Genomic DNA, 14,580 nt, shown 5'->3' with positions numbered 1-14,580 from the left:
GGATCAGCGCGTGCGGACGGACAAGTCACGCCGCCGCAACGCGATGGCGAGCGCGGCATGGATCGGCAACAGCAGCAGCACCCACTGCAGGTTGTCCTGCGCCTGGAACGACAGCCAGTGGATCAGCAGCGCCAGCAGTGCCGCGGCGGCCACCACCCAGCGCAGCACATCGAACCAGCGCCCGGGCCGGCGCCCGCGCAGCACGGCGATGCCGCCGATCAACAGCAGCACGCACAGCGGGTTGACCAGCAACAGGTTGCGATTGGCCCAGGCCGACTGGTGCGCGGTGAAGCCCCACAGATACACCAGCAAGCCGCCGCCGATCGCGCACAGCAGCCAGTACGGCAGGGCCAGGGCGGCCAGCACGCGTTGCCGGCGACCGAGTGCCAGCACGCCGGCAGCGACGATCAGCCCGGTCAGCAGCCATGGCCACCAGTGGCGCTGCTGTTCGGCCGGCTCCGGTGCGATGCGATGCGGCAGCAGGACCTGGGTGGACTGCACCAGCGGGCGGCCGGCGCTGTTGTGCACCTGGGTCAGGCTGTCGGCCAGGCGCATCGGTACGAAGGCTTCTTCCCAGCGCGACAGCGGGCGGTCCGCATACGGCCCCAGGCCCAGGTCGAAGCCCAGCCACATCCATGGGGCAGGGGAGGCCAGGCGCACCGCTTCGCTGCGGAAGGTGTTGCCGCGCGAGCGCCCGGCCAGTTGCGATTTCAACGCGCCACCCATGGCCCGGTCCAGCGTGTCGCGGACCATGGTGGCGCAGTTGGCCACGAAGTAATCGTAGTGGTAGCGCGCGTTCTCGGGCTGGCTGCGGATGGCCAGCCCGTCAGCCAGCGCGCGCGCCTGGTCCGGTGGCAGGTCCAGCCACTGGATGCTGACGCCGCGGCCGACCGCGCGGTACTGCTGCAGGTCTTCTTCCAGCGGCAACGCGACCAGGTAATACATCATCTCGCCGCGCGCAAAGCGGGGGACGAAATCCGGCTCGCCGGGGTCGAAGAAGCCAAAGTTGTACGAGGTGGCCTGCCCGGTGACGGGATCGACCACCACGATGGCATCGTGGCCGAAGCGCTCGAAGAACACCTCGCCCGGCTGCATGGTGACCACGCCGACCCGCGGTGCCGGCACATTGGGCTGGGCTGGCGCCTGCCCGGTGGCCTGGGCCATGGCGGCAGGTGCCACCAACCACGCCAGCAACAGCAGCAGACACGCTGCCGCCCAGCGCCGGATGCTGCCGCGGCTTGGCGCTGCAGCACTCACGCGGTACCAACGGTTCAAGCGTCGTCCTGCGGGTCTGGCGGCAGAATGGTCACGTGGAAGGCGTGCACGCGCCGCGCATCGGCCTTGGCCACACGGAAGGCAAACCGCCCCAGCGTCAGCTCTTCGCCGGTTTCCGGCAGGTGGCCGATCGCATCGGTGACCAGGCCGCCGACGGTGTCGTACTCGTCGTCGGGGAAGTCGGCACCAAAGCGCTCGTTGAAGTCTTCGATCGGCGTCAGCGCATCGACCACATAGCGGCCGTCGGCCTGGATCGCGATCAGCGAATTCTCGTCTTCGGCATCGTCGTGCTCATCGTCAATCTGGCCAACGATCTGCTCCAGCACGTCTTCGATGGTGACCAGCCCGGCGACGCCGCCGTACTCGTCCACCACGATCGCCATGTGGTTGCGCGACAGCCGGAATTCCTTGAGCAGCACGTTGAGCTTCTTGGACTCGGGGATCAGCACCGCCGGGCGCAGCAGTTCGCGCACGTTGCCGGGGCCGTTGTCGGCAACCACGCCGCGCAACAAGTCCTTGGCCAGCAGGATGCCGAGCACTTCGTCCTTGTTCTCGCCGTGCACCGGGAAGCGCGAATGGCCGGATTCCACCACTTGCTTCATCAGGTCGATGAAGCGCGCCTCCACCGGCAGCGAGACCATCTGCGAGCGCGAGATCATCACATCGCCCACGGTGAGCTCGGACACGGAGATTGCGCCTTCCATCATGCGCAAGGTGTCTGCAGCGATGAGACCGTCCTGTTCGGCGGTCCGCAGCAGCGCGACCAGTTCGTCGCGGGTATGGGGTTCGCCAGAGAAGGCAGCGCTCAGGCGCTCGAGCCAGCTACGGCGTTTTTCGGGTGTTTCTTGGGATTGGCTACTGTCGTCTTCGGACATCGTGACGTGGGACGGCACCCGGCAAACCAGGCGATAGCCGTCAGTCTAACAGGAAGCCGCTAAGGCGCTGTGGACGGGGCCGGGGTGGGCGCTGCGCGTCAGGGCAGGTCCAGGCTGTAGCCGCAGCCGACCACGGTCTTGCCCGGATGCGACTTCACGTTGGAGACGCTGAGCACGATCGATTCGATCATCGCCTCGCCGGTCTTGGGGTTGGTGGTGTCTTCGCTGACCAGCTCGCGGCCATACATGACCTTGTCGGCGTTATCCACGCCCAGTTCCAGGTTCAGTTGTTTGGCTAGCGGGCGGGGGTCGGGCAGGTCCAGCAGCGCCATGACGCTGGCCCCGGAGAACGCGATGTGGGTGGTGCTGTGGCCGAACACGCTGATCGGCGTGTTGAGCGCGTACTCGGTCATGAACAGGTTGGCCTGGTCCAGCGGCGTCCAGCCCAGCGCCACCGCCTTGAGCGGGTCGGCCAGCACCGGTGCCAGCGCGTTGAAGTCGCCAATGCGCTGGCGGCATTCGATCAGGGCCGGCAGATCGGGGCGTGCCGGCGCGGCCTGCGCCCAGGCGCTGGAGCAGGCCAGCAACAGCAACGCGGTGGCGAGGCAGGCCCGCATCAGCGCTCTCCCGCGTACGGGTCGTCGATGCCGAGATCGGCCAGGATCTCGCGTTCGAGTTGCTCCATCGCATCGGCTTCCTTGTCGTCTTCGTGGTCCCAGCCGAGCAGATGCAGCGTGCCGTGCACGGTCAGATGGGCGTAATGCGCGGCCAGCGACTTGCCTTGTTCGGCCGCCTCGCGCGCCACCACCGGCGCGCAGATCACCAGATCGCCGAGCAGCGGCATCTTGACGCCCTTGGGCAGGCCTTCGGGTAAATCGGCCGGGAAGCTCAGCACATTGGTGGCGTAATCCTTGCCCCGGTAATGATGGTTGAGCGAGCAGCCTTCCTTCTCGTCGACAATCCGCACCGCCAGGTCGGCCTCGCGGATGCGTCCCTTCAGCGCAGCGGCCACCCACTTGCGAAAACTCACCGCCGACGGCAGACCGGCGCGCGGCAGCGCATAACTGACAGCGACGTCGAGGCGGACAGGTCCACGGGTCATGGCGAGAGTTTCCTGGGCAGAGGGTCAGCGCGTGCAGGTGATCAGCAGTAGCAACGCAGGCCCGTTGGCCACGCGGTAGCTCGAACTGCCGATCGGGCCCCGCCCGCAGCCGCGATTGTAATCCCGCACCCGCAAGCTTGAAACGAATCCTGGCTGGTCATGCAGCCAGACCGCAGCGATACCGCTTTCCAGGAGTCCGCCGACCAGCGACTGGCTTGAGCGATGCGCGTGCTGGATCGGTGAGCTTTCGCAGCCGCGTGCATCCGTGACCGTTCCCGGTAGATCGAGCAGCCAGCGCGCGCTGCGACCTTGCTGCCAAGCACTGAGTCGTACGCGATCGTTCCCTGCCGGCATATCGCCGCGCCCCTGTTCCGCCATTCTCTGCAAGTGCGCGGTTGGGATGCTGATGCTGGTTTGTTCGGCGGCCAGCGACACACAGGGGGGCGCCACCTGTGTCGCCGGGATCACATCGCGATCTGCGATCGGGATTCCTGGAAGCAGCGGCGCTTCGGTAGCCCCGAGCGATGCCGCCGCGACCAATCCGCTTGCCAACGTCAGGCTGGCAAGGAATAGCCTCATTCAGCGTTGTTCTTGATCGCAGCGTCCTGCTGATCGCGCTTTTCATAGGCCGTGACGATGCGCTGCACCAGCGGGTGGCGCACCACGTCGCGTGCTTCGAAGAAGGTGAAGCTGGCGCCGTCCACATCGCGCAGCACCTCGATTGCGTCGCGCAGGCCGGACTTGACGTGCTTGGGCAGGTCGATCTGGGTCAGGTCGCCGGTGACCACCGCGGTGGAGCCAAAGCCCAGCCGGGTCAGGAACATCTTCATCTGCTCGATGGTGGTGTTCTGCGCCTCGTCCAGGATCACGTAGGCATCGTTGAGCGTGCGGCCGCGCATATAGGCCAGCGGCGCGATCTCGATAACGTTCTTTTCCAGCAGCTTGACCACTTTTTCCACGCCCAGCATTTCGTAGAGCGCGTCGTAGAGCGGGCGCAGGTACGGGTCCACCTTCTGGCTGAGATCGCCGGGCAGGAAGCCCAGCTTCTCGCCGGCTTCCACCGCCGGGCGCACCAGGATCAGGCGCTGTACGCGCGACTCGTTCAAGGCTTCCACTGCGCTGGCCACCGCCAGGAAGGTCTTGCCGGTACCGGCCGGGCCAATACCGAAATTGATGTCGTGCGTGGCGATCGCGTGCAGGTACTTGGCCTGGTTGGCGCCGCGGCCACGCACGGTGCCGCGTTTGACCTTGATCGCCACGTCCTGGGCCACGTAGGAACGATCGACCACCTGCTCGACATTGGCATCGTTCAGGCGCAGGTGGATGGCGTGGTTGTCGAAGGTGGTGGAGGCGGCTTCTTCGTACAGGGCGGTCAGCAGCGTCTGTGCGGCGGTGATCGCCGGCTCCGGGCCGGTGACACGGAAGATGTTGCCGCGGTTGGCGATCTCCACGCCGAGCTTGAGTTCGATCTGGCGCATGTGCGCGTCGAACGGGCCGGCCAGGTTGGCCAGGCGCTCGGTGTCGTCGGGTTCCAGGGTGAAGTCGCGATGTGCAGGTGAGTTCATGGTCGGATCGGACCGCGCACGCATGCGCTGGTCGGTTGGGCGGCAGACGAGGGTAGCGCGCAGCGTGTGATCCCACCAACACGCCCGGCTGCCGCAAGCGCGTGGTCATGGCCGGTCCCCGGCGGTGCGCGCGGGTTTTCCACAATCGCTGTGGAGTCACGCATCACTAACCTGTGGATAAAAATCGTGGCGCCTACTCGCACAAGGTCCGGCAGGGACATGGCGAAAAAATCACCACTGCGGTGGCGGTTGTCCACAAGCGGTGTGGATCGAATCCGGCAAAGCTTGTGGGTAAGTGCTCGTGCGCCTTATGCCGCAAGGCGTTGCAGACAGGTGGTGAAATTTTGATCACTTGCCTTGCGTGCCGTGTGACCAGGGGTAACGGTGTCGTTGTCGAGCGCGATCACGACCATGCCTGGCGTATGAGAATAATCCGCGCCGTTGTCGACCAAGACCGACCACGGCTCGGAAGCGCGCAGATGCCGGAGCGCCGATCGGCGAATGCAGTGCGGCAAGCAACCAGCTGCGTGCTTGCCGACGATCGAGGTGCGAGGCACGACGCGCGTGGCCTCAACGCAATTGCCAGCGTGTTGCACGCACGCAGCTGCGCAAAGCAACGCAACAACAATCGCAGGCAGACGCAGCATCGCGTAGCCGGCCGCAGCACTACGGAAGTAGTGACCAACCAACGCGCACCTTCCAGTCAGCAAGACGCGATGCATGCCGTGGCGCCACGCGCCCCGGCACCTATGCGGTATCAGCTTTCGCTGTCGTCCACCTGGATAAGACCACGCAGCGAATTGCTCATCGCCTCGGTGATCAGGACATCGACGAACTGCCCGATCAGGCGCGGATTGCCGGGGAAATTCACCGGACGCATGTTCTCGCTCTTGCCGGTCAATTCATTCGGATCGCGCCGCGACGGGCCTTCCACCAGTACCCGTTGCACGCTGCCGACCATGGACTGCGAAATGCGCGTGGCGTGCGCGTTGATCTGCGCCTGCAAACGCGCAAGCCGTGCCTGTTTGACGGCTTCCGGGGTGTCGTCCTGCAGGTCCGAAGCCGGCGTGCCGGGACGCCGCGAATACACGAACGAGAAACTCTGGTCGAAGCCCACGTCCTCGATCAGCTTCATGGTCTTTTCGAAATCCGCTTCGGTCTCGCCGGGAAAACCGACGATGAAGTCCGAGCTGATCGAGATATCCGGACGCACCGCGCGCAGCTTGCGGATCTTGGACTTGAATTCCAGCGCAGTGTAGCCGCGCTTCATCGCCGACAGGATGCGGTCGCTGCCGGCCTGCACCGGCAGATGCAGATAATTGGCCAGCTGCGGCACGTCGCGGTACGCATCCACCAGCGAGTCGGAAAATTCCAGCGGATGCGAGGTGGTGAAACGGATACGGCCGATGCCCTCGATCTGCGCGATGGTGCGGATCAACAGGCCCAGATCCGCGTATTGCGCCGCGTCGCCGGCATCGGCGCCGTACGCACCGCGATACGCATTGACGTTCTGGCCGAGCAGATTGATCTCGCGCACGCCTTGCGCGGCCAGCTGCGCCACCTCCACCAGCACGTCCTCGAACGGCCGGCTGACTTCTTCGCCACGGGTGTAGGGCACCACGCAGAACGAGCAGTACTTGGAGCAGCCTTCCATGATCGACACGAACGCCGACGGACCCTCGGCGCGCGGCTCGGGCAGGCGATCGAACTTCTCGATTTCCGGAAAGCTGATGTCCACCTGCGACTTGCCCGACTCGCGCCGCGCGCGGATCAGCTCCGGCAGGCGATGCAGGGTCTGCGGGCCGAACACCAGATCCACATAGGGCGCGCGCTTGACGATGGCCTCGCCTTCCTGCGAGGCCACGCAGCCGCCCACGCCGATGATCACCGGCTTGCCGCCGGCCTTCAGCGCCTTCCAGCGGCCCAGCTGGCTGAACACCTTTTCCTGCGCCTTCTCGCGGATGGAGCAGGTGTTGACCAGCACCACGTCGGCGTCTTCGGGGTTGTCGGTCAGCTCCAGGCCTTCGGAGGCGGCGAGCACGTCGGCCATCTTGGCCGAGTCGTACTCGTTCATCTGGCACCCGTGGGTCTTGATGTAGAGCTTGCCGCGCACCACGGCAGGCGCCGACGGGCGGGCCACCGGCAGCGGCAACAGGGCGGGTGCGTCCACGGCGGTGGCCGCGGACAGGTCGGAAACGGATGTCCCGGGCATGGCGCTTATTCCAGGCGGGTAGAAGATAGCCGCACAGTTTACCCGCTTGCGCCGGGCCCGTCCGATTGGTCAGGCCTTGGCGTTGATGGCCTCGGCACGCGCGAACGCCGGCCGGTCGGCCATGCGGGCGATGTAGGCGCGGGTGCTGGCAGGCGGGTCGATCAGGCCGAAATCGACCATCCAGCCCAGCGCGCCGCCCCACAGCACATCGGCCGCGCTGCAACGCTGGCCCAGGAGATAGTCGCCCTTGGCCAGCTGCGCATCGATCACCTGCAGCACCGTGGCGCAGTCGGCGTAGGGCGAGATCGAGCGCGGCGGCGCATCGCGCTTCATCGCGCGGTCGATGATCGCCGGCTCGAAGGCCGAGCCGTAGAAGGCCAGCCAGCGCAGGTAGGCGCCACGATCGGCATCGCCCGGCGCCGGCGACAGCCCGGCTTCCGGATACAGCTCGGCCAGATACTGGTAGATCGCGCCCTGTTCGGTGACCACGCTGTCGCCGTGCCGGATCGCCGGAAACTTGCCCATCGGGTTGATCGCCAGGTACGCGGGCGCGAGTTGCTCGCCCTTTTCCAGATTGACGATCTGCAGGTCGTAACTGGCGCCGAGCTCTTCCAGCAGCACCAGCACGCCGCGCGAACGCGAACGGGGATTGTGGAACAGGGTGATGTGGCGCTGGTGGGACATTGCGGTTTCCTTGGTGGATGCGGAAGGCGTAAAGAACGAGGTGCCAGGCAATCCTACGCAGCTATTGCGGACAGTTTCCGTCCGCAATACGGTAATGCGATGGCCTCGACCGCTGCCCGCTTGTTGCGTCTGCTTGCGCTGCTGCAGGGCGGCCGCAGTTGGTCGGGCGTGGCGCTGGCCGAGCGGCTGGAGCTGCATCCGCGCAGCGTGCGGCGCGCGATCGAGCGCCTGCGCGAGCTGGGTTACCCGGTGCATGCCGTGCCCGGCGCCGGTGGCGGTTACCGGCTGGGGCAGGGTGCGGCCGCTCTGCCGCTGTTGTTCGAAGAAGACGAGGCGCTGACGGTGGCGATCGCGCTGCGCGCAGCGGCTCCGGCGATACGCGGCATGGATGCGGCGGCGGCGCGGGTGCTGCGCAAGCTCGATCCGCTGTTGCCGCGGCGCAGCGGCCAGCGTGCCAGTGCGGCGCACGCGGCCACCGCCAGCCTGCCGGTCACCGGGGAGGCGGGTGCCCTGGTGGATGCGGCGCTGCTGGCGCAACTGGCCAGCGCCTGCCGCGACCGGGTCACGCTGCGGCTGGACTATCGCCGCCACTCCGGTTTACCGATCACGCGCTGTGTCGAGCCGGCCTTATTGGTGAATTACGGGCGGCGCTGGTATCTGCTGGCCTGGGACTGCGAGCGCCAGGACTGGCGCACCTTGCGCGCCGACCGCATCGACCTGGCCGAGACGACCGGCGCGCAATTCGCCGCTCGCGCACTGCCGGAAGAACCACTGCAACTCCTGCGCAAGGCGATCGGCGAGTCGCCGTTCCCGTGCCGGGCCCGGGTACGCCTGCACGGCGCGCTGGAGGCACTCGCCGCGCGCATCCCGCCCTGGCTGGGCGCGCTGGAAGCCGACGGGCCGGCGCATTGCTGGCTGGGCCTGGGCGCGCCGAGCATGCCAGCGCTGGCGGCCAACCTGCTACTGCTCGATCTGCCGTTCGATGCGATCTGCCCGGACGCCGTGCGCGTGCCGCTGGCCGAGGCGCTGAACGCGTTGCGGACGCGGCTGGAGCCGTTGCCCGGATAACTGCGGCGGCCACTTGGCAAGCCCGGGCCAAGCTGGGACACTCCGCCGCATGAAGGGGATGTCAAGATTGCTGGGGCTGTTACTCGTCACGTTGCCGGCAGCGCCGGTCTGCGCTGGCACCTTGTACAAGTGTGTCAGCGGCGACGGAATCACCAGCTACCTGAGCAAGCGCCAGAGCGGGGCGACCTGCAGCGTCATCAGCAGCTACACCCCGGAGCGATCCGCGCGCCGCGCGCCGCCGTCCATGGCTCGCCCGGCGCAGGGTTTGGTCGCTGGCCCTGCGCGCGCCAGCACCTCGATCGACAGCGGCGCGCCAGCCACCATCATCAGTCAGCCGGTGGGCCAGGCGCCACGCCGCGCTGCCGAAGTCGCCTCGGCGGTGATGCCGCGCGCGCTGCCGGTGGCGGAGACCTCGGTCGTGCAGGCACCCGCCGCCGCGGTCAATCCGCGCCGGGTGGTCAGCGGGCAGGTCTATTCGTATATGAAGGACGGCGTGCGTCACTACACCAGTGCGCGCCCGCGTCAGGTCGCCAGCATCGAAGGCCTGCGCACCATCCATTACAGCTTCATCGAAACCTGCTACGCCTGCGCCGCCAAGCCCGGCGTCAATTTCGGCGCGATCCGGCTCAACACCAATGCCTATCAGCAGGAAATCACCGCAGCCGCGCGCGAGTTCGGGGTCGAGGAAGCGATCGTGCGCGCGATCATCCATGCCGAGTCGGCCTACAACCCGCTGGCACTGAGCCGGGCCGGCGCGCAGGGGCTGATGCAGTTGATGCCCGGCACCGCGCGCCGCTTCGGCGTCAGCGATGCCTATGATGCAACGCAAAATATTCGCGGTGGCGTGCAATATCTTTCGTGGTTGCTGAAGCGCTTCAATGGCGATCTCACGCTCGCCGCTGCCGGCTACAACGCCGGCGAGGGCGCGGTGGATCGCTATGGCGGCGTGCCGCCTTACAGCGAGACCCAGCGCTACGTCCAACGCGTCGGCGTGCTGGCCGGGCGCTATCGTGGGCAGACCACGGCGGCCAACTGAGCCATGTGCTTTGCACGCATTTGCGCGCGCTGCGGCCTGCTTTGACAGTCACCAGTCGAGACAGATGTCATGCGGCAACCAGGCCGCGCAGGCCGCCATCGCACCGGCCCGATAGTGCCGCCAACGCGCAGCATGTCCGCAACTGGCGCGGTCTTTTTGTCAGCACTGGGTCACAGCTGTACTCCTTGTGCAGGCCTGGCGCGTGACGTGATCGAAGCGTGCCTGCATCCAGTGTTTGCACTGCGCCGGTTCGACTGCGTACATTGCGTTGTCTGTGCATTAAGCGTTCCGCTACACTGCGGTCGATTCATCGCGGCTGGACCCCCCGCCAGCCGTTGGCAGCCTCACGCTACCTAATCAAGATCGGAGAGCCGGATGGCCAACGATGGGGTTAACGCACCTGCTGATATCGGGCGTCGTCGGTTCTTGACCGCGACAACGGCCGTGGTCGGTGCGGTCGGAGCAGGATTTGTCGCAGTTCCGTTCGTGAAGTCGTGGAATCCCAGCGCACGCGCCAAGTTGGCCGGTGCCCCGGTGACCGCCGACATCAGCGCCTTGCAGGAAGGGCAACGGCTGGTTCTGGAATGGCGCGGTCAGCCCATCTGGATCGTCAAGCGCTCCAAGGCGATGCTCGACGCACTGCCATCGCTGGATGACCGGCTCAAGGATCCCAAGTCGGAGAACAAGGACCAGCAGCCGGACTATGTGCTGAAGAACCCCGAGTACCGCTCGATCAAGTCCGACATCTCGGTGCTGGTCGGGCTGTGCACGCATCTGGGCTGCTCGCCGGAAATGGTCGCCGAGATCCGCCCCGAGCCCTACGACCCGCAGTGGAAGGGCGGCTACTTCTGCCCCTGCCACAAGTCGCGCTTCGACATGTCCGGCCGCGTCTTCGACGGCGTGCCGGCACCGATCAATCTGCTGGTGCCCCCACACCACTATGTGGACGACAACACCCTGGTGATCGGCGTCGATCCCGACGGTGCCGGTACGTCGGCCAACAGCACGGGGGCTGCCTGATGAGCAATATCCTGGTCCGTACCGCCAACGGTGTGTTCGATTGGGTCAACGAACGCGCGCCCGGGCTGATGCCCATGTACCGCAAGCACGTCAGCGAGTACTACGCGCCGAAGAACTTCAACCTCTGGTACTACTTCGGCTCGCTGGCCATCGTGGTGCTGGTCAACCAGATCGTCACCGGCATCTTCCTGACGATGCACTACAAGACCAGCGCGGCCGATGCGTTCGCCTCGATCGAATACATCATGCGCGACGTGGAGTGGGGCTGGCTGATCCGCTACATGCACAGTACCGGCGCCTCGCTGTTCTTCATCGTGGTGTATCTGCACATGTTCCGTGGGCTGATGTACGGCAGTTACCAGAAGCCGCGCGAGCTGGTGTGGATTCTCGGCATGCTGATCTACCTGGTGCTGATGGCCGAAGCCTTCATGGGCTACGTGCTGCCGTGGGGGCAGATGTCGTTCTGGGGCGCGAAGGTGATCATCTCGCTGTTCGGCGCCATCCCGGTGATCGGCAACGGGCTGACCGAATGGATCATGGGCGACTATCTGCCCGGCGATGCCACGCTCAACCGCTTCTTTGCGCTGCACGTGATCGCACTGCCGCTGGTGCTGTTGCTGCTGATCGTGCTGCACATCGGCGCGCTGCACGAAGTGGGCTCCAACAATCCCGATGGCGTGGAGATCAAGAAGGGACCCAAGGGCAACCGCTGGGACGCGCACAAGCCGGCCGACGGCATCCCGTTCCATCCGTACTACACGGTCAAGGATCTGGTCGGGGTCGGCTTTTTGCTGCTGATTGCGGCCTTCATCATCTTCTTCGCGCCGGCGTTCGGCGGTTTGTTCCTGGAGCACGACAACTTCACCGAGGCCAATCGCCTGGTGACCCCGGAGCACATCAAGCCGGTCTGGTACTACACGCCGTACTACGCGATGTTGCGGGTGGTCCCCAACAAGCTCGGCGGCGTGCTGGTGATGTTCTCGGCGATCGCGATCCTGTTCCTGGTGCCATGGCTGGATCGGGCCAAGGTGCGCTCGATCCGCTACCGCGGCTGGATCTCCAAGGTCGCGCTCGGCGTGCTGGTGGTGTGCTTCGTGTGGCTGGGCGTGATCGGCTCCGGCCCTGGCACCGACGCACACGAAACCTACGTCGGGCGCGTGCTGACCTTCCTGTACTTTGCCTTCTTCATCACCATGCCGGTGTGGACGCGGCTGGACAAGACCAAGCCGGTGCCGGAGCGGGTGACCACCCATGACTAATTCCAACGTGAGGGCATGGACGTCGCGCGTGGTCGCCCTGCTGTGCGGGCTGACCCTGGCCGCAGGGGCGCTGGCAGCCGAAGGCGGAAAGGTGCAGCAGGCCGGCAACGACCTGAGCGACCGAGCCTCGCTGCAGCGTGGCGCGCAGTTGTTCATGAACTACTGCTCCGGCTGCCACTCGCTGAAGTACCTGCGCTATTCGCGCATGGCCAGCGATCTGGGACTGAGCGAAGAAGAGGTCATGACCAACCTCAACTTCACCGGCGCCAAGATCGGCGAACACATCGAAGGCACCATGCCGCACGATGCGGCGACCAAGTGGTTCGGCAAGGCGCCGCCGGATCTGACCTTGATCGCGCGTGTGCGTGGCACCGACTGGGTCTATACCTACCTCAAGTCGTTCTACCTGGATCAGACCCGCCCGCTGGGCTGGAACAACCAGCTGTTTCCGAATGCCTCCATGCCCAACCCGCTGTGGGAGCTGCAGGGCCTGCAGCAGGCGCAGTTCGGCCCGCCCGACAAGGCGACCGGCGACAAGCCGGTGCAGGCGCTCAAACTCGGTCAGCCAGGGCGACAGACGCCGGTCGAGTTTGATCAGACCGTGCGCGATATCGCCAACTTCCTCGAATACGCCGGCGAACCGGCGGCCTTGAAGCGGCAGAGCATGGGCGTGTGGGTGATCCTGTTCCTGGCCTTGCTCACCTTCATGGCCTACCTGCTGAAGAAGGAATACTGGAAGGACGTGCACTGACCGGTCTGCAGGCCGGTCATCGGATGCAGAGCGCATCGGCCATGCATGCGCAAACCATGCAACGGCTGCAGCAAACCGACCGCTGAGCCCCTTTCCCCGCGGGAGAGGGGTGCGGTGAGGGTCGGCAAGCAATCACTGCTTCGGTGGACGACAAATCGCCTCTGCCGCATCCAATGTCGTGCACTAGCAGTCGCGCCGTCACCGCACGCGCACGTGACCGGAAGCTGCATCTCGGCGCAACAAGCGGCCTGTCCGGGCATTAATCGGCCCTATCACTCTTGGCTTTTGCGTGACGTGATTGCACACTCGAAGGACCGTGGTGACGGTCGGCGTTGGGCCGGCCGCGCCGATGCGGCCGGCGGATTCCGGTCGTCGGAGAGCCTTGAATGGCGACGAGTGTGCGTATGCGGAATACCTTGACTTTGTTTTCGTCCAACGACGACGTGTTGTGCCACCGGGTCCGTCTGGTCCTGGCGGCGAAAGGGGTGACCTACGACCTGGTGCCGGTCGACCCGCAAAATCCCCCGGAAGATCTGATCGATCTCAATCCCTACCATTCGGTCCCGACCCTGGTCGAACGCGACCTGGTGCTGTACGCGGCATCGGTGGTCAGCGAATACCTGGACGAGCGCTACCCGCATCCGCCGTTGATGCCGGTCGATCCGCTCTCGCGCGCACGTCTGCGTCTGGCGATGCTGCGGATCGAGCACGACTGGGTGCCGCAGGTGCAGGCCATCCAGCTCGGCAACAAGACCCAGGCCGAGGCCGGCCGCAAGCGCCTGAAGGAACTGCTCACCGCGTCGGTGCCGCTGTTCAAGGCCAGCAAGTTCTTCCTCAATCCGGAAATGAGTCTGGCCGATTGCGCGATGGCGCCGATCATCTGGCGACTGGACGCGTTGGAGATCGGCCTGCCCAAGGACGGCAAGGCGATCGAAGACTACGGCAACCGGATCTTCCGCAATCCCGGCTTCATCCGCAGCCTGACCGATCAGGAAAAGAAACTGCGCGACCTGCCGGGCTGATGCGACGGCTGTATGCCAACAGACCGACGCCCCATCGCGCAGCCGCCGCTGCGGGCCGTGTGCGGGTAAAATGACGTCATGAGCGAAGATTTCCCCCGCATGACCAGCCATCGCCCGTACCTGCTGCGGGCCTTGGTCGAATGGATCAACGACAACGGCATGACCCCGCACGTCCTGGTGGACGCCGGGCTGCCCGGCGTGCAGGTGCCTGCCAGTGCCGTCAAGGACGGCCGCGTGGTGCTGAACATCGCCGAGCGCGCTGTGGTCGGGCTGCAGGTCGACAACGAAAGCGTGCAGTTCACCGCGCGCTTTGGCGGCGTCAGTTACCCGGTGATGGTGCCGATGGCCGCGGTCCTTGCGGTGTATGCACGCGAGACCGGGCAGGGCATGGCCTTGCCGGACGATATCCCCGGCACCAGTACCGAGCCGCCGGATCCGGGTGCACCGCCGCCAAGCGCGCCCACGCCGGACGAGCCGCCGAGCGCGGGCAAGCGTCCGCATCTGCGCGTGGTCAAGTAAGCACACGCACGGACGCGCATCGCGCGTCCGTGCGTTGTTGCGCCATGTACGCGTGTGGTTTGCATCGCACGCGCATCTTTCCACCAGAAGACGCCGTTGCATGTGTGCATCGGCGTTGCGGATCGGCGGCAGCGACGCTGATCTTCGGTCGTACGGCGCTGCATGCAGGCAAGCTGCCTGCAGACGCACACA

General features: G+C 65.9%; 15 protein-coding genes and 1 pseudogene. 7 read left to right on the top strand and 9 right to left on the bottom strand.

Annotation, left to right across the window (positions count from 1 at the left end):
- Positions 1-3 precede the first annotated feature (3 nt).
- From AC1PLS_RS12245 to AC1PLS_RS12205, 9 genes and pseudogenes are all read right to left on the bottom strand, one after another.
- The gene (locus AC1PLS_RS12245) at positions 4-1,275 is read right to left on the bottom strand and encodes a lipoprotein N-acyltransferase Lnb domain-containing protein (RefSeq protein ID WP_184456134.1); all 1,272 of its coding nucleotides are present in this window, start codon (positions 1,273-1,275) and stop codon (positions 4-6) included.
- Positions 1,272-2,150, bottom strand: coding sequence for an HlyC/CorC family transporter (locus AC1PLS_RS12240; protein ID WP_024939270.1), 879 nt, complete (start codon positions 2,148-2,150; stop codon positions 1,272-1,274). Before AC1PLS_RS12240 ends, AC1PLS_RS12245 begins: the two co-directional genes overlap by 4 nt.
- A gap of 98 nt (positions 2,151-2,248) precedes the next feature.
- Complete coding sequence (locus AC1PLS_RS12235; protein ID WP_481103733.1) at positions 2,249-2,767, bottom strand: hypothetical protein; 519 nt, start codon at positions 2,765-2,767, stop codon at positions 2,249-2,251.
- Positions 2,767-3,252, bottom strand: a complete 486-nt coding sequence (gene ybeY, locus AC1PLS_RS12230) for an rRNA maturation RNase YbeY (RefSeq protein WP_016901623.1) — start codon at positions 3,250-3,252, stop codon at positions 2,767-2,769. Before ybeY ends, AC1PLS_RS12235 begins: the two co-directional genes overlap by 1 nt.
- A 24-nt stretch (positions 3,253-3,276) precedes the next feature.
- Complete coding sequence (locus AC1PLS_RS12225; RefSeq protein ID WP_481103732.1) at positions 3,277-3,831, bottom strand: hypothetical protein; 555 nt, start codon at positions 3,829-3,831, stop codon at positions 3,277-3,279.
- Complete coding sequence (locus tag AC1PLS_RS12220; protein WP_481103731.1) at positions 3,828-4,817, bottom strand: PhoH family protein; 990 nt, start codon at positions 4,815-4,817, stop codon at positions 3,828-3,830. Before AC1PLS_RS12220 ends, AC1PLS_RS12225 begins: the two co-directional genes overlap by 4 nt.
- A gap of 308 nt (positions 4,818-5,125) precedes the next feature.
- The gene (locus AC1PLS_RS12215) at positions 5,126-5,539 is read right to left on the bottom strand and encodes a hypothetical protein (RefSeq protein WP_481103730.1); all 414 of its coding nucleotides are present in this window, start codon (positions 5,537-5,539) and stop codon (positions 5,126-5,128) included.
- A gap of 35 nt (positions 5,540-5,574) precedes the next feature.
- Positions 5,575-7,029, bottom strand: coding sequence for a tRNA (N6-isopentenyl adenosine(37)-C2)-methylthiotransferase MiaB (miaB, locus tag AC1PLS_RS12210; RefSeq protein WP_026064129.1), 1,455 nt, complete (start codon positions 7,027-7,029; stop codon positions 5,575-5,577).
- Between the two features lie 38 nt (positions 7,030-7,067).
- A pseudogene (locus AC1PLS_RS12205) lies at positions 7,068-7,656 on the bottom strand (glutathione S-transferase family protein).
- Between the two features lie 156 nt (positions 7,657-7,812).
- Here AC1PLS_RS12205 and AC1PLS_RS12200 point away from each other — a divergent pair.
- The 7 genes from AC1PLS_RS12200 (at position 7,813) to AC1PLS_RS12170 (ending at position 14,388) form a co-directional block, all read left to right on the top strand.
- Positions 7,813-8,781 carry a helix-turn-helix transcriptional regulator gene (locus tag AC1PLS_RS12200; protein WP_184431328.1) on the top strand — a complete coding sequence of 323 codons (969 nt, stop codon included), beginning with the start codon at positions 7,813-7,815 and terminating at the stop codon, positions 8,779-8,781.
- Between the two features lie 49 nt (positions 8,782-8,830).
- On the top strand, positions 8,831-9,817 hold the full coding sequence (locus AC1PLS_RS12195; protein WP_184431326.1) for a lytic transglycosylase domain-containing protein: 987 nt from the start codon (positions 8,831-8,833) through the stop codon (positions 9,815-9,817).
- A gap of 375 nt (positions 9,818-10,192) precedes the next feature.
- A complete protein-coding gene (gene petA / locus AC1PLS_RS12190) occupies positions 10,193-10,837 on the top strand; it encodes a ubiquinol-cytochrome c reductase iron-sulfur subunit (protein ID WP_026064126.1) in 645 nt (214 codons plus the stop codon).
- Positions 10,837-12,096: a cytochrome b gene (locus AC1PLS_RS12185; protein WP_024939276.1), complete on the top strand. Its 1,260-nt coding sequence runs from the start codon at positions 10,837-10,839 to the stop codon at positions 12,094-12,096. Before petA ends, AC1PLS_RS12185 begins: the two co-directional genes overlap by 1 nt.
- The gene (locus tag AC1PLS_RS12180; protein ID WP_065031608.1) at positions 12,089-12,847 is read left to right on the top strand and encodes a cytochrome c1; all 759 of its coding nucleotides are present in this window, start codon (positions 12,089-12,091) and stop codon (positions 12,845-12,847) included. Before AC1PLS_RS12185 ends, AC1PLS_RS12180 begins: the two co-directional genes overlap by 8 nt.
- Before the next feature lie 386 nt (positions 12,848-13,233).
- Complete coding sequence (locus AC1PLS_RS12175; RefSeq protein ID WP_024939278.1) at positions 13,234-13,869, top strand: glutathione S-transferase N-terminal domain-containing protein; 636 nt, start codon at positions 13,234-13,236, stop codon at positions 13,867-13,869.
- A gap of 78 nt (positions 13,870-13,947) precedes the next feature.
- Complete coding sequence (locus tag AC1PLS_RS12170; protein WP_016901612.1) at positions 13,948-14,388, top strand: ClpXP protease specificity-enhancing factor; 441 nt, start codon at positions 13,948-13,950, stop codon at positions 14,386-14,388.
- The last annotated feature ends 192 nt before the right edge of the window (positions 14,389-14,580 follow it).

This window comes from Xanthomonas sp. NCPPB 3218, assembly GCF_056725185.1.
This window is presented reverse-complemented; position numbering and strand designations above follow the sequence as displayed.